The following is a 22,221-nucleotide window of genomic DNA, read 5'->3' on the forward strand; positions in this document are numbered from 1 at the left end:
AGCCCCCATAGCCTTCCTCGATCATTCTCCAGTCCCCGATGCACCATATTCGAAATTTCTCCATCATTGCCCACATTGATCATGGCAAATCCACCCTGGCGGACCGCATCATTCATTTGTGCGGCGGCCTGTCGGATCGGGAAATGGAGGAGCAGGTGCTGGATTCCATGGACCTGGAGCGGGAGCGTGGCATTACCATCAAGGCCCAGACGGCTGCGCTGGAGTACAAGTCGCGCGACGGCAACCAGTACTTGCTGAACCTGATCGACACTCCCGGCCACGTCGATTTCTCATACGAAGTATCACGCTCGCTGGCGGCATGCGAAGGCGCTCTGCTGGTGGTCGATGCATCGCAGGGCGTAGAGGCCCAGACGGTCGCCAATTGCTACACCGCCATCGAACAGGGTGTCGAGGTGGTGCCGGTATTGAACAAGATCGATCTGCCAGCAGCCGAACCTGATCGCGTGATCAAGGAAATCGAAGACATAATCGGCATAGACGCACAGGATGCCCTCCGCGCCAGCGCGAAGACCGGCGAGGGTGTGCAGGACATCGTGGAAGCGGTAATCGCACGTATCCCTCCCCCCAGGGGAGATCCTGCCGCCCCGCTGAAAGCCTTGATTATCGATTCATGGTTCGATAATTATGTAGGCGTGGTGATGCTGGTACGGGTGCTGGATGGCGTGCTCAAACCAAAAGACAGGATCATGCTCATGGCCAGCAAGGCCGTTCACCTGTGCGAGCAGATCGGCGTGTTCACGCCCAAATCGAAAACCCGTGACTCCCTCGGCGCCGGCGAGGTCGGTTTCATCATTTCGGGCATCAAGGAACTGAAAACCGCCAAGGTTGGCGATACCGTAACGCTGGCTGACCGTCCTGCCGCCGCACCACTGCTCGGCTTCAAGGAGATAAAACCGCAGGTATTCGCCGGCCTCTACCCTGTGGAATCCAATCAATATGATGCCCTGCGGGATGCGCTTGAGAAACTGAAACTCAACGATTCATCGTTACAGTATGAACCGGAAACGTCGCAAGCCCTGGGCTTCGGTTTCCGCTGCGGCTTCCTCGGGCTACTCCATCTCGATATTGTTCAGGAGCGACTGGAGCGGGAATACGACATGGATCTCATCACCACCGCGCCAACCGTGGTGTATCAGATCGTGTTGCGCGACGGCTCCATGATGGAAATCGAAAATCCCTCCAAATTACCCGACCTCTCTAAAATAGCGGAAATTCGCGAACCGATCATTACCGCCACTATCCTGGTACCCCAGGAATATTTGGGATCGGTTATCACGCTCTGCATCAACAAGCGCGGTGCGCAGAAAAACATGCAATACATGGGCCGGCAGGTAATGCTCACTTATGAACTCCCGCTTAACGAAGTTGTAATGGACTTCTTCGACCGGTTGAAGTCCACCAGCCGCGGATATGCCTCGCTTGATTACGAGTTCAAGGAATTTCGCGCTTCTGATCTGGTCAAGCTGGACATCCTCATTAACAGCGAGAAAGTGGATGCGCTCTCGCTGATCGTGCATCGGAGCAACAGCCAATACCGCGGGCGGGAACTTGCGCAGAAAATGCGCGAATTGATCCCCCGGCAGATGTTTGACATCGCCGTGCAAGCTGCCATCGGCTCCCATATCATTGCCAGGGAAAGTATCAAAGCCTTACGCAAGAACGTGCTCGCCAAATGCTACGGCGGCGACATTAGTCGCAAGCGGAAGCTTCTGGAAAAACAAAAGGCGGGAAAAAAGCGAATGAAACAGGTTGGTAACGTCGAGATCCCGCAGGAAGCTTTTCTTGCAATTTTGCAGGTTGGCGACAAATAGCCATCAGCCCGCTGCACACCCTTGTAATGCCCCGGACTGGGTTTTGTTTAATGCTGGACGGCTTTCTACTCGAAAAATAAGGAATGGCGATGAACTTCCCGCTCATCATGCTGATACTGCTGGTGATAACCGGCGGCATCGCGTTGCTGGACCGCTACGTGCTGAGTCGTCGTCGTGCGCCGGAAGCTCAGGGACCATGGTGGGTGGAGTATCCGAAAAGCTTTTTCCCCGTCATCCTCGTCGTCTTCTGTCTACGCTCCTTCCTGGTGGAGCCTTTCAAGATCCCCTCGGGATCCATGATACCCACGTTACTGGTCGGGGATTTCATCCTCGTGAACAAATACACTTATGGCATCCGGCTGCCGGTGGCGAATGTCAAGGTCCTGGATATCAACGAGCCGAAACGAGGGGAAGTGATGGTGTTCCGGTACCCGGTGAATCCGTCCATGGACTATATCAAACGTATTATCGGCGTGCCCGGCGATACCGTTACCTACCGCGACAAGCGGTTGACCATCAATAATGTTCCGGTGCCGATGGAACCTCAAGGCGAATATACTTACGTGGAATCCGGCCTTAATTACGTCTACAACCGCCGCTTCAGGGAAACGCTTGATGGGCATAAGTACGACACCCTTATTAACCCGGATGCTCCCGATATCCAGCTCGCGGGGGTTCATCCATTTCCGCACCACCAGAATTGCAGCTACGATGACCGCGGATTCACCTGCAAAGTGCCGGAGGGGAACTACCTCACCATGGGCGACAACCGCGACAGCAGCAGCGACAGCCGCTACTGGGGATTCGTTCCCGAACGCAACATTGTGGGCAAGGCCTTCATGATCTGGTGGAATTTCAACGATCTCAAACGCATCGGATTGTCCATTAAATAGCGAGGGCAAGCCTTAATTCGCTCGATGCAGCGGCAGCATAGGTCTCTCGCCCGACTGCGCCGTGCATGGTCGCCCGCCAGGGGCGAAAAACCGGAATAAGCCCGGATGTGGTGAGAATAGGTTCAGAGGTGAATTGCAGGTAAACTTAAGGACATGAACCATGAGGAGTTTTGCCGGAGAATCGGGTACACATTCGATGATCCCGGGTTGCTGCGCCAGGCATTGACTCACCGCAGCCACAGCCTTCCTCACAACGAGCGGCTGGAGTTCCTCGGCGACAGCGTGCTCAACTGCGCGGTCGCGGGCTTGATATTCCGCCATTTTCCCCATCTTACAGAAGGCAATCTCTCGCGGGTTCGCGCCAATCTGGTTAATCAGCAGGCGCTCGCCAACGTCGCGCACATGCTTGAACTCGGAAAGCTGATCAGATTCGGCGAGGGGGAACTTAAAACCGGCGGTGACCGGCGGCCTTCGACGCTCGCCGACGCATTGGAGGCTGTGCTTGGCGCCATCTATCTCGACAGCGGTTTTGCAGCAGCCGAGAAAGTGGTCGTGGCCCTCTTTACCCCCTTGCTGCAAAACCTGGATGAGCGCACGTTGGGAAAAGATCCTAAAACCCTTTTACAGGAATATCTCCAGAGCCGCAGGCTCGCGCTGCCCCAATATTCGGTTATAGCCACCTCGGGCGAGGCTCACCAGCAGCGTTTCACAGTGGAATGCATCATTGCGAAGCCGAGCATGCGCACGGTGGGTGAAGGCGCCTCCCGCCGGCGCGCAGAGCAGGAAGCCGCGAAACAGGCCTATGAACAGTTTTATCCACAGGATGATTAAAAAACCCTTGAACAGGTCCTCCGCGGAGCGTAGTGCTGGCCAAATCGGCATGACCAAAAGGCGCCCCGAAAATAACGGCCGCACCTCTTCCGTTTACATCGGGATAATGTTGGGGGCTTTCATGGATGACCGGCTGCGATGACGGACGACCCTCTGGATCATACTCGTCATTCCGATTACCGCTGCGGCTACGTTGCCATTGTCGGGCAGCCCAATGTCGGCAAATCGACCCTGCTCAACCGGATGGTCGGGCAGAAAATCAGTATTACATCCAAGAAGCCGCAAACCACTCGCCATCGCATCACCGGCATTCTGACGGATGCGGAGTCCCAACTCATTTTCGTCGATACACCCGGCTTCCAGTCACAACACACGAATCGCCTGAACAGCGCGATGAATCGCGTGGTTACCCAAAGTATCCGCGATGTCGACGTGGTGGTGTTTGTAATTGAGGCGATGCATTTCGATAACCGCGACAAGCTGGTAATAAAGCTTCTGCCAGCAAATCGGCCCGTGATTCTCGCCATCAACAAGATTGATCGCGTCACCGATAAATCCCAGCTGCTGCCCTTTCTGGACAAAATGGCAAAGGCGTTCCCCTTCGCGGAGATGGTTCCGGTGTGCGCGGAACAGGGAACACAACTTCCGGAGCTGATCAGCACGATCCGGTCCCGTCTTCCCCTGAATCCGCCCTTTTTCGCCGAAAATGACGTCACCGACCGGGACGAACGTTTCATGGCCGCGGAACTGGTCCGCGAAAAACTGTTTCGTCTGTTGGGCGACGAAATCCCCTACTCCACCAGCGTTGTCGTTGACCGATTCCAAATGGAAGGCGGACTGCGCCAAATTCACTTATCGATCCTCGTGGACAAGCCGAATCAAAAAGCGATCGTTATTGGCAAGGGTGGAGAAAAACTCAAACTGATCGCCACCGCGGCGCGTAAGGATATGGAGGAAAGCTTCGGCGGCAAAGTGTATCTCCAGGTCTGGGTAAAGGTAAAAAGCGGCTGGGCTGACGACGCCCGAACGCTCAGAAGTCTCGGGTATGAGTAAAAGTTGTCACGGACGAATAGCGCGTGAGCGTTGATAAGCTGCGCCAAAACGACCAGCCTGCATTTGTGCTGCACACCTATCCCTACCTGGAGACCAGTCTCCTCGTCGAAACTTTCACGCGGAATTTCGGGCGGGTACCGCTGGTGGCGAAAGGTGCCAAGCGTCCCAAATCCGCGCTTCGGGGTGTGCTGCGTGCATTCCAGCCATTGCTGCTCAGCTGGGGGGGAAAGTCGGAACTGAGAACCTTGTATAAAGCCGAATGGCAGGGGGGCCAGCGGCCGTTGCACGGTACGGGGCTGATTTGCGGATTTTACCTCAATGAACTGCTGGTGCGGTTGTTGCATCGCAATGATCCTCACGAGCATCTGTTCGAGTATTACCAGAAGGCGCTGGCTGAGCTGAGTACCCTTGGTGATTATATTCCCATATTGCGCGGCTTCGAACAACGCATGTTGCAGGAACTGGGCTATGCGTTGACGCTTAATCACGATGTTGCATCCGGCAAACCCATCGAGCCGAACCGGGAATACTCTTATGAAATCGAGCGCGGACCGCTGCATCACGGAAACCCTGCGCACGGTCTCACGATCCTCGGAAAAACGCTTCTGGATATGGAGCGAGGCGATTACTCCGACGCCCTGACCCGGCAGCAAAGCAAGACCCTGATGCGCTATATCCTCAATTATTATCTCGGGGATCAACCGCTGTACACGCGGCAGTTGCTGAAGGAGCTACACCAATTATGAGGCGTGCCAAGGCACGATAGGCTGATGTAAATTACAGCCGGCCAACCGCTTGCGAGGCGATTATCCGTTGGACGGGATAGTGACTGTCATGACGTCCTGCCGGCATATTCGACCCGGTTACGGCCCGCTTTTTTTGCCCGATAAAGCGCCTCGTCAGCAGCGGCGATGAGACGTCCGGCGTCTCCACCCGCGCCACCGCTCATCGCCACGCCTAGGCTCACCGTGATTGGAATTTCTCCAGTTTCGCTCATAACGGGCGCCGTGCCGATGGTACGACGGATTCTTTCGGCCAGCATCACGGTCTGGCTCCAGTCACAGCCGGATACCGCAATGAGGAATTCCTCGCCGCCATAGCGTCCTATACGGTCATCAGGTCGCAGTGCAAGCTCCATGCGCCGTGCCGCCTCCTGCAATACCTTGTCGCCGGCAGCATGCCCGAGCGTATCGTTAATGCTCTTGAAGTGATCGAGGTCACCCACTATCACGCCGATGCAGGAATTTTGCCGTGCCGCGCGTTGCAGCGCCCGCTGCAGATAGTCTACGATTGCCGCCCGGTTCCATACCCCGGTCAAACGGTCATGCGTGGCTTCGATATGCAGCTTTTTATGCAGCCCGAGTATTCGTTCCGCTACCCGGAGGCGGGCCGCCAGGAGCTCTTCGTCAAAGGGCTTGGTAATGAAATCATCGGCGCCCGCATCCATGCCCTCAAGGTAACTGCCCTTGCTGTCCATCGCTGTGAGGAGTATGACATAAGTATACTGCAGGCTGGGCTCCGCCCGGACCATTCTGCACAGCTCCAGACCGTCCACGTTGGGCATCATCCAGTCAGAGATGAGTAGAGGATAATCGTCCTGCCGCCACGCTTCCCAAGCCTCGTGGCCATCCTCAACCGCCGTTACGTGATGTCCTAAACTCTTCAGCGTGGCGCTGAACAAAAGCCGCGAGGTCGTATCGTCTTCCGCAATAAGAATCTTCATGATAGGGTATCTTTATGGTGGGGTTTTCCCGGGGGGTGAACCACCCGGGTGAATTTTAAGCTCGGCAATTCCGCCTAGTACCCTTTCAAATTCGCCTTCAAGTTGGTCGATCAGTGCTGCGGTCCAACTCATGTCTGCGTCATCTCCGGAGCACTCCAGCTGTTGGGTGATAGCGGCCATGTGCAATGCTCCCACGTTCGCGCTCGCGCCTCTGAGCGCGTGCGCGGCCTTGCGCATCAACTCGCAATCGCTCTCGCCTGACGCCTTGCGCAAAGCGCGGATGCGTTCGACGCTATCGACCACAAACGCCGTAAAGATCTGATCCATCAGAGAAGGTTCGGATGCTTCCGTCAGCGCGCGCAAGCGGGCGATTGTCTGGGGATCCAGGGTGGCGGAAATGCTTGAAGAAGCTGCGGAACCAGGGGATGAGGCACCTCCTGTGGTATCCCGGCTAACTTCATGCACTTCTGGTGAGTGTTGTGCGTCGTTCGTCGGTTCGATAGTTTTATCTGACACCCAACGGTGCAAGGCAGTCGCGAAATCCTCCTGTTTGACCGGCTTGCTGATGTAGTCGTCCATGCCTGCGTTCAGGCAGCGTTCCTGATCGCCCTGCATCGCCTGCGCGGTAACGGCTACAATGGGGATATCCTTGCCGTCGGGCTGCCGGCGGATCGCGGCAGTGGCCTCATAACCATCCATTTGGGGCATTTCGCAATCCATAAAGACAACGTCGTAGCGTGAGCTCCGCACCAACTCCGTTGCTTCCCGGCCATTGGCAGCAACATCCACCTCGCAGCCCAGATTCCGCAGCATCGTCGCGCACACGATCTGGTTTACGGCGTTGTCCTCCGCAAGCAGTACACGCGCGCCCGCAAACGAATAATCCGGGCTATGGGCCGTCAGGAACTCAGGAACGGGGGCCAACGATGAAGCGTCACTGATCAGATCCACCGGCTGCTTGCGACAGTGAGCATCCCAAATATCCACGAGAGTCGACATTAACTCTGATTGCCGCGCGGGTTTGATCAGATACGCCGCAAATCCGATTTTCTTGAGCCGCTCCCTCACGTCCCCTTCCCGCCCCAGTGAACTGAGCATCACCAGTTGGATGTCGCGCAGGAGCGGATCCGCTTTAATAGCCCCGCCCAGCATTTCTCCGTCCATCTCCGGCATTTGATAATCGAGTATCGCAATCTGGTACGGGTTGTCCGCAACGGAAGCGTCGCGCAACGCGCGGAGCGCTTCCCCACCTGATGCGCAACTGCCGATGCGCATTTTCCAGCCGCGAAGCTGCTCCTGCAGCACGAGGCGGTTCGCGGCGTTATCGTCCACAATCAGTACGCGAACACGTGCGAGGTCGACGCGGGGGGCAGTGGGGAGCGGCGGCTGCTTCTGTAACGGCAGGCGCAGCGTAAACCAGAACGTGGATCCAATGCCGACGCGGCTCTTCGCGGCAATGGTGCCACCCATCAATTTTACCAGCTGCTTGCTGATAGCCAGACCGAGGCCGGTACCGCCGTAACGGCGCGTGGTGGAAGAATCCGCCTGTGTAAATTTGTCGAAAAGGGTCTCCAGCTTGCCAGCAGCGATTCCCAGTCCGCTATCTTCGACGCTAATACGAAGCGAGACCTCGTCGTCGCTTAATTCGTCGGTCTCGACATCGATGAGCACGTGCCCCTTTTCCGTGAACTTGATGGCATTATTGGTGAGGTTCGTCAGTATCTGGCGGATGCGTCCTTTGTCTCCGAATACGTATCGCGGGACATCCGGCGGGTAGCGCACGATAACGTTGACGTCTTTTTTTCTGGTCGGCTGCATGGCGATCATGCTCCCCACTTCTTCAACAGTCTGAAGCAAGTCAAAATGGATGGGTGAAATGGTGAGCTTGCCTGCCTCGATTTTGGAGAAATCCAGAATGTCATTGATAATGGTGAGCAAAGTCTCGCCGCTTGCTCGCGCCAGGCTGGCCAACTCGCGCTGTGCCGCGGTTAAGGGCGTATTCAAGAGCAGGCCAACCGTGCCAAGCACCCCGTTCATGGGAGTGCGGATCTCGTGACTCATGTTTGCCAGAAATTCGCTTTTCGCCCGGTTGGCCGCCTCAGCTGCTTGGCGGGCGTTTAGCAGCTCGGTCTCGATGTTCTTTCTCGCCGTAATGTCCTGGCCTGAAAAGTACAATTCGCGCACGTCTCGGGTAGCGGCCATATTCCACAACACCCAGCGGGAAGAACCATCCTTGCAGCACATTTGGCATTCGAACGAAACGGGTGTGCCCGTGATTACACTGTCCATCGCTGCCGAGAACACCGGGCGTGAACTGGGAAAAATGAACTCGATGAATGGCTTGGATAGCAGTTCCTCCAGCGAATAGCCGGAAACCCTGGCACAGGCGGGGTTTAGTCGCTTGAAGCGACCCTCGAAGTCGGAAATACCCAGAAAGTTGAGCGACTGGTTAAAATAGCGGTCCCGCTCAGTTTGGGCCGCAATAAAGGCGTGGGACAGATGTCCTATCTCATCATTTGAGTCAATCTCCAACGCCGAGTCGTAGTCCGCCTCCCCGATATGCCGGGTTTCTTCTTCAAGCTGCACCAGATTCTCCACCTTTCGGCGCACGATCCGGTAAGAAAGCCCCAACCAGACAATGAGGCAAATGAGCGTGATGAAAACGCCTGAAATATAGAGGCCCGCCCTGCGTTCGGCAGCAACTACTGCATCCAGCAAGCGCCGGTCCATCAACTCGTAGAATTCGTTTACCGAGCGCAGGATGCCGGCCTTTGCAATGTGGTAGCGCTCGTCGTGCAAGAGGCGGCGCGCCAAATCAGGGTCGGACTCGGCCTGGATGTGACGGGAATCGACAGGACTCTCCGTCAACCCTTTCATCGCATTGAACGCCTTACGCTCCAGCTCCACCAACTGGTTCGATCTGGTTTCGGCCTCGTCAAATTTTGTAAGCTCCGCCGCGGTAAATCCGAGCTGTTCCAACTGCGCTCTTAGCGGCAGGCCTTCGCTTGGCTGAGATTCGAAATCCCGATCACCCAGGACCAGATCCCAGTAACCGCGCTCGTAGCGCACTGGACGCGGCTTCTGGCCGTTGCGGATTGCCAGGATGTCCCAGTAGAACTGCTCGAACTTCGGATCGCCCGTCGCCACATAGGTGCGCGCCATGCGCGTCAAATCATCGGAGGACTGGCGCAACTCACCTGCAGCAAGAAAAGAAGCGTAACGAATATTCAGCGCATCATCCAGGTGCCGAATCTCAAGGACACGGAGTACGATAAAGATCGCAAGCAGCGAGATGAGCACGCTTGTTACAAAGTAAAAGATAAAACTCAATTTCCGGATTGTCATGGTCTCTCCTTCCGCGCAGCAGCTAGTTTTCAAGGCAAGCAGCGCTTTTTTCTTATTTTTCCGACAGGAATGAGTGATCCGGTTCGGCTTGGTGTTTAGCCGGTTCTTGTCTGCTGCTGGCGTGTTGCATCAGTCCAAAACCGGCAGTTTTGATACGCTTTACAACTGAACTACCGTGAAGGTCGGCAGATACACGACAGTCACGGGGCGGCAATTCATTCAGGAGGCTCCGCTTGTGTCCGGCCGGCCCGACTCATCATTTTTCCTCGTGCCCCATTAGATAACGGTGGGTGATTTCTGAATAGCTGTAAGTTCTTACAGGTACAAATAGGGTGACAATTTCAGGGTTCCGGATACACGGCAATCCAAGACCGACGGGTACGGCGCGCTAATGAGTAGGCGCCCTGTGGGCAGACAGATGCGTTGAAAACGCTTCTGCCAGAGCTCGTGGGATACTGCTGGGCCGGCGTTGCCGCGCATCAAGTAAGTGCTCCCTTACAAGCGCGGCGGAAAGCCTAACAGATGGTTTTCTATTCGACTGCTAGCGGGAGTCTGCGCAGGTCGGGCGGGGTAGAGTTTGGCAGCTAACGCGACGTACGATAAAGTTGACGCGCTTCTTCTTCCTTGAGCGTGTCGTTAATTTCACGCATGACGCTTTTCATGTCGACAGGGTTCTCGGTGCGCTCGAAGTATCCAGTTAAAACCGTCTCCGGATGCAGCTTACTGCTCTGGTAGAGTGACCAGATCTCCATGCCATAGTTGGTGGACCGCAACTCAGGCGCAAATTGGCCGAAATAGGTAGCCAGGTTTTCGACATCCCGCAGCAGCATTTGACGGGCCTGGTTATTGGCGGCTGCGTCAATTGCCTGGGGAAGGTCGATAATCACGGGCCCTGCCGCGTCGACCAGAACGTTATACCGGGAAAGATCGCCGTGGACAATTCCGGCGCAGAGCATACGCACAACCTGCCTGATCAAAATGTCATGGTATTCGCGAGACAGCTCTGCCGTAAGCACCAGATCATTGAGACGGGGCGCCGCGTTGCCCTCGCTGTCAACCACCAGTTCCATCAGCAGCACCCCTGCATGAAAGTTATACGGCTGGGGCACGCGCACGCCGGCTGAGGCGAGCCGGTACAAGGCGTCCACTTCGGCATTTTGCCAGGCCTCTTCCTGCGCTTCGCGACCATAGCGGCTTCCTTTCTCCATGGCACGGGCGCGTCGGCTGTTTTTTACTTTGCGGCCTTCGGTGTAATCCGCGCTTTGGCGGAAGCCGCGCTTATTCGCCTCTTTGTACACTTTCGCACAGCGAATCTCTTCCCCGCAGCGCACAACGTAGACGGTGGCCTCCTTGCCGCTCATCAACTGGCGGATGACCTCATCCACAAGACCATCCTGGACCAGCGGCTCGATTCTCTTTGGGATTTTCATCAGTTTTGAATGGCTTTCAACGGTGACAGCGTCCGGGGTCACGCAAAACGATTACCCCCATTCCCATCTTTGACCTCCTATTGCTATTGCGAAGCGCCCGCCGGCTCAACCGGTTCTACCACGAGTACGTCGCAAGGCGCATACTGGATGACCTGCTTTGTGACACCGCCAGGCAGCATATCTTCCCATCCCGCCTCGCCGTGCTTGCCAATAATGATCAGATCAGCTTCCAGCGCTTGCGCTTTTTTCAGGATAACATCGGCTGGAGCACCCGGCTCCACCACGTGATTCCACGCAACGCTTTCGTTACTCGAACTGGAGACAAGTTCCAGCATCTCATCGCTTTTGCGGGCACTCAACTCAGCACGATAAGCCTGTATCTTTTCGGGATCGAGTTGTAATCTGGTTACCAGCGGAACCTCAAACGCGTGCAGGACGGTGGCGCTCGCGTGCGGCGCAATATTCCTTGCCATCTCCAACACTCGCCGCGATAACTCCGAAAAATCCACCGCAACCAGTATCCGTTGATAAGGCGCCTGAGGCTCGTGCCGAACGATTAGTAACGGGCAAGGCAACGTGCGCAACACCTTGTCGACGGTCGAGCCTACAAAAAGTTCGCGCACCAACCCGCCACCGTGAGCACCGAGCACCACCAGCCCAGCTTTTAGCAACTTGGCGTAGTGAGCGATTTCGTTATGCGCGCGCCCCACATTCAAGGTCATCGTCATTACCCTGATCCCGTAGCTATCGGACAGCCTGCGTTCAACCTCGGCCAGCTGGCGGCGAGAGGAATCCATCAAGTGCTGCTCGGTATCCACAAGAGGCTCGGCCAGGTGACGCAGCGATTCAAGCGCCAGTCTATCGATGACATGCAGCAGGTCCAGCGATTCGCAACCGAGCTCATGCGCAAGCATGGCGGCGCGCGTTTCGGCGCGAGCCGCCATGGCGGACATATCGGTACCGACGACGATTCGTTTTATGGGCGATATCATTGGTTCTTCCCCGTCTAAATGATTATCTATTCAACTCACATGAAATTGCGCATTATGCCCAGGTCTTCATGCCCCAGATTGTGAGTCTATTGCACTTTCCCATGCTACAGTGGCCCTTCCTGATGTGGCAGTGGCGCATTTGCTCAAGCGACTCCGACCGGCATCGTAACGGCTTGCCACCATATCGCAAGTATAGATAATACTTATGTGAATATCAGGTATGACCCCACCAGAATCCCCACCATGGCAACCGTTAAAGAAAGCAATGCGGTAAGCCCTGGAATGGCCAATCGGGGAATATCCCCTGGTGGAAGAGAGCGTATATAAAGCAGATGATTATAAAAAGCGCCCAGGACGACCGCAGAACCGGCGAAGACAAGAATATGGTGCCAAGCGCGCTGGAAGCACAATGGGGCGCAGCAGCCTCATAAACGTCAGGCACCGCCGCCATGAGGTTCAGAAACAGACCAAATCTGGCCATGATACAACCCAAGGCGATTATTGTACGCCCGGTGCCTACCGATGCGGAAGGGTACGTTCAGTGGCGAAGAAAACGCGCGGGTCGCTTGTCCGGTTTGCCTTCTTCCCGCATGCATTCATACGGCTCAAGCTTATAGCAACATGATACGCCCCATTGCCCCGCACACGGGAATTGCCCAAATTGCGCGAGGTAGGAACCCTCCACGCGGAAATCTTGGCTACGGGAAATGTGGGATACCTGCCGGTCGGCCTTATCGTCGAACACAAACTGTACTAGTATAGTCAGTTTTTGCCGGCTGGGTTCGCCATAGTGCGGATACCGTGGCGCGGGCTGCCCGACTGCCCCAGGTTTAACCCTTTCAAAACGCAATGCCGACGCTTCCTTGACCGTAATCGCAGGGCGGCGCGCCTGTCGATTTGTAACGCGGACCCACTTGAATACATTGGATGGGACCCCCGCACCTGCGGAGGGCAAGCGCCGAGTCGCCGCATGCGTTATCATCCGCAAACGCCCGCCACGGACTATTCCGGCGGGTGCCGCAACTACAGTTACTAATGAAACATGATAAGACTTGGTGTCAATATTGATCACGTCGCGACGCTGCGACAAGCTCGACTTACACGTTACCCGGACCCGGTAGAAGCGGCACTGGTCGCCGAATCAGCCGGCGCGGATGCCATTACGCTGCACTTGCGCGAAGACCGCCGCCACATTCAGGACAGCGACGTTGAGACCCTGCGGGGTTTGATAAAAACCCGCATGAATCTTGAAAGCGCGGTAACCGATGAGATGACGGACTTCGCCCTGCGTATTAAACCACATGACGTTTGCCTGGTGCCGGAACGGCGCGAAGAACTGACGACGGAGGGCGGACTCGACGTGCTGCGCTACTTCGACTCCGTGCAGCGGGCGTGCCGGAAGCTAGAGGCCGCCGGGATTCGCGTATCGCTGTTTATTGATGCCGATCCGGCACAGATCGAGGCGGCGGCGCATGCGGGCGCTCCAGCTATCGAAATACACACAGGCCATTACGCCGATGCGCCAACTGCGGACGAGCAACAAAATGAGCTGACGCGCGTCCGGGCCGCCGTTCGCGAGGGTCTTGCCCGGGGATTGGCGGTCCATGCCGGGCATGGGCTGCATTACCAAAACGTTCAGGCCATTGCAGGTATCCCCGGCATATCCGAGCTCAATATCGGCCATGCCATTGTAGCGCATGCTTTGTTCGTGGGGTTCCAACAGGCTGTACGGGAAATGAAAAACCTTATGGTGGAAGCCTGCAAATGATTTATGGAATCGGAACGGACCTGGTCGAACCATCCCGCATCGCAAGGCTGCTGGAGAAGTACGGGGAGCGCTTTGCCAAACGTCTGCTCTCCGACGAGGAATGGCCCGAATATGTGAAGAGCGGCCAGCCAGCCATGTTTCTCGCCAAGCGATTCGCCGCCAAGGAGGCCCTCTCCAAGGCGATCGGGACCGGTATGCGCTATCCCGTCAGCTTGAATAAAATCCAGATCAGCCACGACTCTCTGGGGAAACCTTATTTCACCTTCCACCCCGAATTGAGCTCACTGGTCAGGAATGCGGGCATCACCGGTCATCATCTCTCCATCAGCGACGAGTTGAACCTTGCCTGCGCATTTGTCATATTAGAAAAATAACATCATGACGCTCGGTCCCATCATGCTCGATCTCGAAGGCACGAAACTCACTGCCGCCGATAAGAGAAAACTTCTGCACCCTGCGGTTGGCGGCGTGATCCTGTTCACCCGCAATTACTCGTCTCTCGCGCAGCTTACGCAACTGACTGCCGAGATTCACTCGCTTCGGACGCCACCGCTGCTTATTGCCGTCGATCATGAAGGCGGCAGAGTACAGCGTTTCCGTACCGACTTCACCCGACTGCCTCCAATGCGGGAACTGGGAAGAATCTGGGATGAACATCCGGGGCAGGCGCGCCACCTCGCGCGCCAGACAGGTTACGTGCTGGCGGCCGAATTGCGCGCGGCGGGTGTGGATTTCAGCTTCACCCCGGTTCTGGATATGGACTACGGCACGAGTTGCGTCATCGGTGATCGTGCCATTCATCGCCAACCCGAAGTAATCGCCGAGCTCGCGCATAGCCTGATGTCAGGGCTGAAGTCGGGCGGCATGAACGCAGTGGGAAAACATTTTCCAGGGCACGGCTGCATCCAGGCCGATTCCCACTTTGAACTGCCGGTCGATCGACGCGCTTACACCGATATTGAAATGAACGACATGGTTCCATTCCGCAAAATGATCGAGCTCGGGCTGATCGGCATTATGCCCGCGCATGTGATTTACCCGGAAGTAGATATTCGCCCGGCCGGATTTTCCGGGGTTTGGTTAAAAAAAATACTTCGCGGCGAGCTGGGGTTTGAAGGATGTATTTTCAGCGATGACCTGAACATGGAAGGCGCAGCAATTGCGGGAAATGTCTTGCAACGCGCCGAAAGCGCACTGCAGGCAGGTTGTGACATGGTGCTGATATGCAACAATCCGGAAGCTGCCGATACCTTGCTCGCGGAGTTACGCTGGGATATCCCTGCCATCAGCCTCGTTCGCCTGGCCCGCATGCATGGGCACCCCCACCCTGAGTCCATCGTCGAGCTGCACGAAAACAGCAAATTTGTTAAAGCAGTACGAGATATCGCGGGTATTGGAATGAGCAACGGGGAGTTGCCCTTAGGGAACTAAAAGGAAACCTGTGCACAAGTGCTCCGCCGAGCGCGTGAGACTTGGTCAGACGTTGCTTCGAATAATACCTGCCGGTTGCCTGATCAGCCACTTCCCCCCGCCGGACCCCGGGAATGGCGTGACCGTCTCTGCCTCGGATGCCTCGGCCTGAACATTTGTATTCCCGTTGCCGAGGTTTGGTTGAAAAAAATTCAAATGCCTCTATATTGAGAAATGAATGCAATTTAATTATTTCAACCACTGACTCAGGAGGAAATGTGCCTATTACACGTTATGAACCCTGGAGCTTATTGCATCAATTGCATAAAGAACTGGACCGCGCCCGGGAAGGCTCCAATGGCGACGGATCGACGGCTACCGCGGAGTGGGCGCCTGCTGTCGATATCAAGGAAGATCCCGACAAATTCCTAATACAGGCCGATCTTCCCGGCGTAAAACCTGAAGAAATCGACATCAGCATGGAAGACGGAGTGTTGACGATCAAGGGGGAAAAGAAAACTGAAGCCAAAACCGAAAGGGAAGGCTATAAGCGGGTCGAGCGGACCTATGGCTCGTTTTACCGTCGCTTCAGCTTGCCCGATACCGCGAATCCTGATGCGATATCAGCGAAATCAAATAATGGAGTGCTTGAAATTGTCATTCCCAAACGGGAAGCGGTTCAGCCCAAGAAGATCAATGTGACGTCGGCTGAATAAGACAGGAATGTAGCACGTTAAGGAAGCGTCCGGGCATCGTGCCTAAGCCGGGCCATAACGATTTCGATAAGAATCTCATAGGGGGCCGTGGCAAGATTGTGTTCCACAAAACGGCCCCTTTCCTTTTTTGTCGCTGAAATCCGACCGTCGCCCAGCGGCAAACCCCATATTCAAACAGGATTGTAGCCGGACGCCACGCGATAGTAGATGCGTCGCAGCGGCCTATTGTCCTTGTAAATGACCAGCTCCTGTGTTGGGCCGGGTCGGACCAGCGACGGCGTGATGTTGTCCACACCGTGCACATCATGCTCGAGCTGGTGGGGTTTCATGCCCACCAGAAGGATAGGCCGGGTTGTTGCCGGTTCAGATGGATACCAGAAATCGTACATCGCGGCGCTTTGATGAAACATGTTGCGCGCGCGTATCTCCATGGGGTCGGACTTCTGTCCGTAAAATGACAATGCAGCGGAAACCGACCACTTACTCATGCCCACCACGACGGGTTTTTGACCGGTCTGACGCTGAATCTCTTCCGCCAGCTTCTCGACCTCAGGGGTTGCTTCACGCCAGAAGTAGTGTTCCGTGAAGCCCATATAGGGAACCCCTGGGACCCCGAGGGCAACATAATGCAGCGCAACCGCATAGAAAAGCAGGCAAACCGCAATGGTCGGTTTCCAGGCCGCTAACACCCAGCGGCCGATACCCTGCCAATTGCCAGGCTGCCCAATCATCCACGCCATCGCCGGTAAGACCGCAAGCCATACGGGCGCCGTCCAGTGAAATTTGGGCGCCCCGAACAGGCTGAGCGAAAAAAAAGCTGCGAGCGGCACTAGCGCGAATACCCTGATGAACAGGCGCCGCCGCCGCATAGCTGGGCTTTGGGAATGGTCTCGTGCCAATAAGGCAAGGCAGGCAGCGACAAAAGCGACCGGCGTCAGCACCAGTAACATATGAATGAACAACCAATGCAATGAAAATTGGTTGCCTATTCCCGTTGCCCGCTGCGACTGGAACAGGATCGATGCCCAGCCATTTTCCACATTCCACATAATCACGGGCGAAAACAGCAGCAATGCGAGGGATGCGGCCAGATACGGATGAGGGCGGCGGAACCAGCGGCGTGAACTGGGGTCGAGAATGACGAATACAAGCGCCGCGAGCCCGAGGAGACCCAGGGTGTATTTAGAGAGAATTCCGAGACCGAACGCGATCCCCATGCCCAGCCAGGCCGAACGACTATCAGCCAGCAACGCTCGTTCCATGTAATACAACGTAGCGGCCCAGGCAGCGACCAGAGGTGGATCTGGTGTCATGAGCGCCGCCGTTACAAAACCCAGCGGCAGCACAGCGAGCAGCAGAACGGCTCGAATGCCTGTCGACTTATCGTACAGGTTACTTGCCAGCGCATACAGGTAAGCCATCGCGACCAGCCCACATACGAAGGCGCCGATTCGAACGCCAAACTCATTATCGCCGAATATGGAAGTCCCCAGCCAGATCAGCCACGCAACCATCGGCGGGTGATCGAAAAAGCTCAGGTCCATGTGCTGCGCATAGTTCCAATAGTATGCCTCGTCGGGAATCAGTTGCGCCACGCCCATATAGATCAGTCGTAATAACACCGCAAACGTGACAATCCCGAAAGAGGCGACGCGCCAGCGTGACTCGACCGAAGCGGAACCCGAACCCGCGGAGAGTACGTAGAAGTTGGAGCCAAAGTAAAGGATGACAGCAGTCACGGCGACGGCCGGAACAATGGCTATAAATGCGGGCGTTTGCCAGACATAGACAAATAATGCCAATACGCCGCCGCGCATCGATAAGGCAAGCATGCTGGTCAGCATGAAGCGCCCGAATTGCGACCAGCGAACGCGGGCGTCCTGCTGCGACAATTTCGGGAGTAGAGAGTAATTGATCGCGGCTGCCGGGAGAAAGCTCAGGATATGAGCCAACGCCAGCCCTGCCCCCTGACTCGTGAGCAAAAGAAACAGCAACACGTCAACTACCGCACCCAACAACGCGACCACTGCGAAGCGGCGGCTGCCGGCACCGGCTATAACGGTATCTCCCGCGCGATTCATCGGGCGTTGCGGAAGAGCCATTGATGCGAAATTGCCGGAACAGGATGCGCGTGATTGGGCTTTTCCCCGCATTCCACCAGGCGCACATGCGCGCGTTTTTCCCTGGCGCGAACCCGCCCCACCGCTTCCCCGCCTGAACGGTCGATCACAAAGATCATCTCAAAGCTTTCCGACGGGATGTCAGCCGAAGATAAATGACTCATGAGCGGAGCGATCTCGGCACCACCGTTGAGCGGCGCAGCTGCGACGGAAAACCGTATGGCATTCCGGTTCGCTGTACTGGACGCGTAACCTGCCGGTGACCCTGATAGAGAACATGGCGACAGGAACCCCGCGCCAGCTGGAAATTGGCTTAAAGAACTCACGTGGGTTGTTATTTTCTTGCGAGGTGTCCAGTCATTTCCTGGTTGCAATAAGCGCAGCTGTGACAAGCATGCCGAAGCGTAGCATAATTATTCAAGAGGAGTATGGCTGGAATGCACCAGCGCACGTGACTAAAGCCGTCATCACGCCGAAATCGGCTCCTGGACGACGTTTTATTGCTGAGCGCTTCAATTTTTTAAATGCCGTACCCATATCCTCAACGGTGTGCTAGTATTAGATCGGCTTTAATTTATCAATTAATAGGGAGGTATCGATGAAAAACACGTTTAAATCACTACTGATACTATCTGCGCTTTTTTTCTTTTCGCCACAAGCTGCTATGGCCCACGATTACGTGGAAGGCGTAGGTGATAAGCTGGCTCATGGTATTGCAAACACCGTAACGGGAATTGGGGAAATCCCGAAGAACATCATCATAGAAACCAACGAGAAGGGCCCAGCTTATGGAGTCCCCGTCGGGTTCTTTACCGGTATTTTACACGGAGTCGGGCGCACGTTGACCGGCGTTGTCGATCTGGTGACATTTGTGATCCCCACCAAACCCATTATTGAGCCTGACTTTATCTGGAAAAATTGGGATAAGAAAACCCACTATAACCCCGATTGGAAGTTATCGACGGATACTAAATAATCTTTCGAAACTCATTTATAAAAAAGGGAGCCTCGGCTCCCTTTTTTATGGAGGTTTGAGGGATCAGGCCATCCGAGACAATATTAATTGTGGAGCACGCAGAACGGTAGCGATACGAGGGATCGTCCGCGGGTTCAACAACGAGCCGGCCATAATAAAAACAAATGAAGCAGAAAATCCTTGCACGGCGCCCCAGCGATTTAACCATAGACTGGGCTCAACGAGTGGTTAAACATGGTTACCCGGACGTAATCGTATCGGAGGTCACTACCGTCTCTGTTGATATCGGCACGACCACCCGAGTACGCCTTGCAATAGAACATGATGGTCCCGCAGCGCTGCCCCGGCGATGGTTTGTGAAATTGCCATCGCTCGACTGGCGCGCGCGGCTCATCACGGCTTTGCCGGGACTGCTGCATACGGAGGTACGTTTCTACAAAGAAGCGGCGCATGCCGTTCCGCTGGCCGTCCCGGGATTTCTCGCGGCCCAGAGCAAGCCTGGGAGAGGCGCAACACTGGTTCTCGGCGATGTGACTGAAGCCGGGGCTACGGCGGGCCGACCAGGCGACGCCCTGACCCCGGCGCAAGCCACACTCGTCATTGAGCAACTTGCCCGTTTTCATGCTTTCTTTTGGAACAAGGTGGCGCTCGCACATACCTATCGATGGCTTGCCGGCCCGGTACGTCGGCTGGAGGATCACCTGGGCACAGCTCTGGCTGTGCCTCTGATGCAGCGCGGCCTGAAGCGCGCCGGAAAGCTTGTGCCCGCAGCGGTTAGAGGATGGGCCGTGCGTTATGCCCGGCATCGCCGCCAGGCAATGCGTTTTCTTTCAGATGGCCCGCAAACGCTTGTGCATCATGATTGTCACCCGGGAAATATATTTTGGCGCCAGTCCCAACCCGGCCTCCTCGACTGGCAACTGGTGCGCTTCGGCGAGGGAGTCGCGGATATTTCCTATTTTCTTGCTACCGCACTCAAACCCGAGGTGCGGCGGGCGCACGAAGCCCGTTTTCTGACAACCTATGCGCAAGTGCTCGCACAACATGGAATTACAGGGATTGATCCCGGCAGTCTGTGGCAGCGATATGGCGCGCACCTGCCCTATCCCTTCGAGGCCATGATTGTCTCGCTAGCGGTGGGGGGAATGATCGAGCCCGAGAGCAACCACGAGCTCATTCGCCGCGTAGCCGCTGCCGTAGAGGATCTGGACGCCTTCGCCGCGATACCGATCTGACACCGCGGCCGGTTGAATCGCGAGAATGTTCCAATAAATGGTCGACAGCTGAGCGTCAGGCGGCGGCTGATGCGCCCCGTCGTTTACAGCGCAATCGCCGCCAGGGGAAGGTACTCAACGCACGAGGCTTTTAAATTACGTTACACTTGGTAATTGGTAAAAAGGCCGCTGATGACGCGGTTGTGCGGGAGAATACGAGCGAGTGCACGGGTGAGTGCTAAGGGCAAGCGTTAAGGTTGATCGTACACCCGCCCGCGGCGGGTGGGATGGCCCACGGTTTGATTACTCGCGCATCGCATAGCAGGTTGGGGGGCGGCCCCACTTAACTTCCCGCGCTTGTACAGCGGACCACGAAATGGTTTCATGATCTCAACCAAGAGGGACTGCTTCCGCAATCATTATGAGTGATACTCTCAGAACCGGGCTGGAGACAATTGATGCCGATTGCGAAAGCGCTGCGAATATAGAGCTGGAAAAGCTCTATGAAGACGCCGGCCACGACCAGAAATCCCGCCTGCCTTCCCCTCAAGCTGTGGAGGCAATCTGGCTCAGGCTTATTACCCGAAAAGAACGCGAGTTTATTCAGGAAATAGGCAGAGTGCTGAAACCGGAACCCGCGGCCCCGCATCCCAGGCCCGGCAAGGAGCTGATAGCGGACATTCAAATCCTCCTTGATTCCATGCTGGCTGACAGTCGTTACGTCGATCGCTTTCAGAATTTTTACCAGGAAGCAGCCAGGAACGCATCAAAACCCGAAGCCTCCTTCGATACCCAAGCTAAACGGATTGAATTGATCGACGCCGCTTATCGAACGGGCGTTCGGGATGCACTACGCCGGGCCCGGCAAAATATCCTCGCGGAATTGAACTTGTACGGGAGCCGGGAAGCACCGCAGGATGCAGATTTCCTCTCTACGTGGAGGCGTTATTCCACCTTGAGCCCATGGCGGTCTGTCGGTACCATTATCCTTCTAAGCTTAACCTCCTATCTGATCGCCTTCATCATCGCCAGCGATACCTTCCGCGCGTTGCTGGAACGCCTCGGGTTTTCAACTGGAACCGGCCTGTAGCCGCTGTCCAAGGTCACCCAGAAGCGCCCCGACCACCAACCGAAGATCAGCGAGGTTTCACCGTAGTTGTTTGATCGGTGGTTCAATTTTGCCAGCAGTTTTCCTGATCGCGGGCTTACAAGCTATGTATCCAGCCACTGGATGATTTTGGGATTTAATTCTTCGAACGGGCAGTAGCCGCCGGAAATTAGCAAATATAAGGCCGCCTGCTGCCCTATCAGGGTTGGGAAGCCGCGCACACCCAGCTGACTCGCCCTGTGAAAATGACCTTGCGTCATGTCCCGGGCTGCGTCGGATTCAAACGCCTGCAGAAACTGCTGTGTCTCCAGCCCCACGTCCCCGGCCAGTTCGGCCAGGACCACGGCATCCGTTACGTTTCTCTGTTCGACATAGAAAGCGGATTGCACTGCACGAAAAAAAGTGAAGATCGCTTCTGGGTTGAGCATCGAAACGACAACTACTGCGCGACAAGCAGGCTCGGTGTCGTAAATGAATCCCTCCGGCATCGCGCCCGCAAATTGGAAGGGCTGTCCCGTTACCCGATGCACAGCCTGCCAATGACCGAGGATCTCCTGCCGCTGGGGGGACGGTAGCGGGTGGCTGGTCCCCGGCCGCAACCCTCCCAGTAACAACTCCACTTTCAGGCGATGGCCATACGTATTCCGGACTTGCTCGATTACAGGTGCGAATCCCCAGCACCATGAGCACATGGGATCAGCGACATACCAGAGGTTTTTTTCGTTCACGGCAGGTACGGGTTGCGCTCAATTGCCCGGGCCGATGGACGGACCGAAAACAGGCCCAGCCAGCAACCCGCGCGGATGAATG

At 55.9% G+C, this 22,221-nt stretch carries 20 protein-coding genes; 12 read left to right on the forward strand and 8 right to left on the reverse strand.

Annotated features, from left to right (window positions below; all coding sequences use genetic code 11):
• Window positions 1-38: 38 nt before the first annotated feature.
• The 5 genes from lepA (at window position 39) to recO (ending at window position 5,355) form a co-directional block, all read left to right on the forward strand.
• Entirely contained in the window at window positions 39-1,832 is a 1,794-nt protein-coding gene (gene lepA / locus R5L00_RS02065; RefSeq protein ID WP_107692501.1) for a translation elongation factor 4, read from the forward strand.
• An 89-nt stretch (window positions 1,833-1,921) separates the two neighbouring features.
• Window positions 1,922-2,725, forward strand: coding sequence for a signal peptidase I (lepB, locus tag R5L00_RS02070; protein WP_317654217.1), 804 nt, complete (start codon window positions 1,922-1,924; stop codon window positions 2,723-2,725).
• Between the two features lie 153 nt (window positions 2,726-2,878).
• On the forward strand, window positions 2,879-3,556 hold the full coding sequence (gene rnc, locus R5L00_RS02075; protein WP_181320357.1) for a ribonuclease III: 678 nt from the start codon (window positions 2,879-2,881) through the stop codon (window positions 3,554-3,556).
• Between the two features lie 138 nt (window positions 3,557-3,694).
• Window positions 3,695-4,609, forward strand: coding sequence for a GTPase Era (gene era, locus R5L00_RS02080; protein WP_107692500.1), 915 nt, complete (start codon window positions 3,695-3,697; stop codon window positions 4,607-4,609).
• 23 nt (window positions 4,610-4,632) lie between these two features.
• Entirely contained in the window at window positions 4,633-5,355 is a 723-nt protein-coding gene (gene recO, locus R5L00_RS02085; protein ID WP_317653092.1) for a DNA repair protein RecO, read from the forward strand.
• 86 nt (window positions 5,356-5,441) lie between these two features.
• On the opposite strand, the gene R5L00_RS02090 is transcribed toward recO, so the two are convergent.
• The 5 genes from R5L00_RS02090 to R5L00_RS02110 all read right to left on the reverse strand — a co-directional run bounded on the left by R5L00_RS02090 (window position 5,442) and on the right by R5L00_RS02110 (window position 13,081).
• Window positions 5,442-6,332 (reverse strand): diguanylate cyclase, encoded by an 891-nt coding sequence (locus tag R5L00_RS02090; protein ID WP_317653093.1) that lies wholly within the window; start codon window positions 6,330-6,332, stop codon window positions 5,442-5,444.
• A 12-nt stretch (window positions 6,333-6,344) separates the two neighbouring features.
• Entirely contained in the window at window positions 6,345-9,677 is a 3,333-nt protein-coding gene (locus R5L00_RS02095; RefSeq protein WP_317653095.1) for a response regulator, read from the reverse strand.
• A 584-nt stretch (window positions 9,678-10,261) separates the two neighbouring features.
• Window positions 10,262-11,107, reverse strand: a complete 846-nt coding sequence (locus tag R5L00_RS02100) for a PA4780 family RIO1-like protein kinase (protein ID WP_317653096.1) — start codon at window positions 11,105-11,107, stop codon at window positions 10,262-10,264.
• Between the two features lie 83 nt (window positions 11,108-11,190).
• Window positions 11,191-12,099, reverse strand: a complete 909-nt coding sequence (locus R5L00_RS02105; protein ID WP_317653097.1) for a universal stress protein — start codon at window positions 12,097-12,099, stop codon at window positions 11,191-11,193.
• 538 nt (window positions 12,100-12,637) lie between these two features.
• The gene (locus R5L00_RS02110; RefSeq protein WP_317653098.1) at window positions 12,638-13,081 is read right to left on the reverse strand and encodes a hypothetical protein; all 444 of its coding nucleotides are present in this window, start codon (window positions 13,079-13,081) and stop codon (window positions 12,638-12,640) included.
• 60 nt (window positions 13,082-13,141) lie between these two features.
• Here R5L00_RS02110 and pdxJ point away from each other — a divergent pair, with 60 nt between their 5' ends.
• The 4 genes from pdxJ (at window position 13,142) to R5L00_RS02130 (ending at window position 15,993) form a co-directional block, all read left to right on the forward strand.
• A complete protein-coding gene (gene pdxJ / locus R5L00_RS02115; RefSeq protein ID WP_317653099.1) occupies window positions 13,142-13,867 on the forward strand; it encodes a pyridoxine 5'-phosphate synthase in 726 nt (241 codons plus the stop codon).
• Window positions 13,864-14,241 carry a holo-ACP synthase gene (gene acpS / locus R5L00_RS02120; protein WP_317653100.1) on the forward strand — a complete coding sequence of 126 codons (378 nt, stop codon included), beginning with the start codon at window positions 13,864-13,866 and terminating at the stop codon, window positions 14,239-14,241. The genes pdxJ and acpS overlap by 4 nt, the downstream gene beginning before the upstream one ends.
• Window positions 14,242-14,245: 4 nt before the next feature.
• A complete protein-coding gene (gene nagZ / locus R5L00_RS02125; protein ID WP_317653101.1) occupies window positions 14,246-15,298 on the forward strand; it encodes a beta-N-acetylhexosaminidase in 1,053 nt (350 codons plus the stop codon).
• Window positions 15,299-15,555: 257 nt separating this feature from the next.
• Window positions 15,556-15,993 (forward strand): Hsp20/alpha crystallin family protein, encoded by a 438-nt coding sequence (locus tag R5L00_RS02130; RefSeq protein WP_107692492.1) that lies wholly within the window; start codon window positions 15,556-15,558, stop codon window positions 15,991-15,993.
• A gap of 170 nt (window positions 15,994-16,163) precedes the next feature.
• On the opposite strand, the gene R5L00_RS02135 is transcribed toward R5L00_RS02130, so the two are convergent.
• Together R5L00_RS02135 and R5L00_RS02140 are read right to left on the reverse strand one after the other, a co-directional pair.
• Window positions 16,164-18,095, reverse strand: a complete 1,932-nt coding sequence (locus tag R5L00_RS02135; protein ID WP_317653103.1) for a glycosyltransferase family 39 protein — start codon at window positions 18,093-18,095, stop codon at window positions 16,164-16,166.
• A complete protein-coding gene (locus R5L00_RS02140; protein WP_317653105.1) occupies window positions 18,071-18,277 on the reverse strand; it encodes a hypothetical protein in 207 nt (68 codons plus the stop codon). Before R5L00_RS02140 ends, R5L00_RS02135 begins: the two co-directional genes overlap by 25 nt.
• Before the next feature lie 434 nt (window positions 18,278-18,711).
• Between R5L00_RS02140 and R5L00_RS02145 the strand changes: the two genes are divergently transcribed.
• The 3 genes from R5L00_RS02145 to R5L00_RS02155 all read left to right on the forward strand — a co-directional run bounded on the left by R5L00_RS02145 (window position 18,712) and on the right by R5L00_RS02155 (window position 21,393).
• On the forward strand, window positions 18,712-19,089 hold the full coding sequence (locus R5L00_RS02145; RefSeq protein WP_107692491.1) for an exosortase system-associated protein, TIGR04073 family: 378 nt from the start codon (window positions 18,712-18,714) through the stop codon (window positions 19,087-19,089).
• Window positions 19,090-19,253: 164 nt separating this feature from the next.
• Window positions 19,254-20,324: a phosphotransferase gene (locus R5L00_RS02150; protein WP_317653107.1), complete on the forward strand. Its 1,071-nt coding sequence runs from the start codon at window positions 19,254-19,256 to the stop codon at window positions 20,322-20,324.
• A 400-nt stretch (window positions 20,325-20,724) separates the two neighbouring features.
• Window positions 20,725-21,393 (forward strand): hypothetical protein, encoded by a 669-nt coding sequence (locus R5L00_RS02155; RefSeq protein ID WP_317653110.1) that lies wholly within the window; start codon window positions 20,725-20,727, stop codon window positions 21,391-21,393.
• A 122-nt stretch (window positions 21,394-21,515) separates the two neighbouring features.
• Here the strand turns inward: R5L00_RS02155 and R5L00_RS02160 are convergent, their stop codons facing one another.
• Entirely contained in the window at window positions 21,516-22,139 is a 624-nt protein-coding gene (locus R5L00_RS02160) for a DsbA family protein (protein ID WP_317653113.1), read from the reverse strand.
• Window positions 22,140-22,221: the final 82 nt, after the last annotated feature.

Origin of the sequence: Nitrosospira sp. Is2, assembly GCF_033095785.1 — a bacterium.
In the GTDB taxonomy this organism is placed as follows: domain Bacteria; phylum Pseudomonadota; class Gammaproteobacteria; order Burkholderiales; family Nitrosomonadaceae; genus Nitrosospira.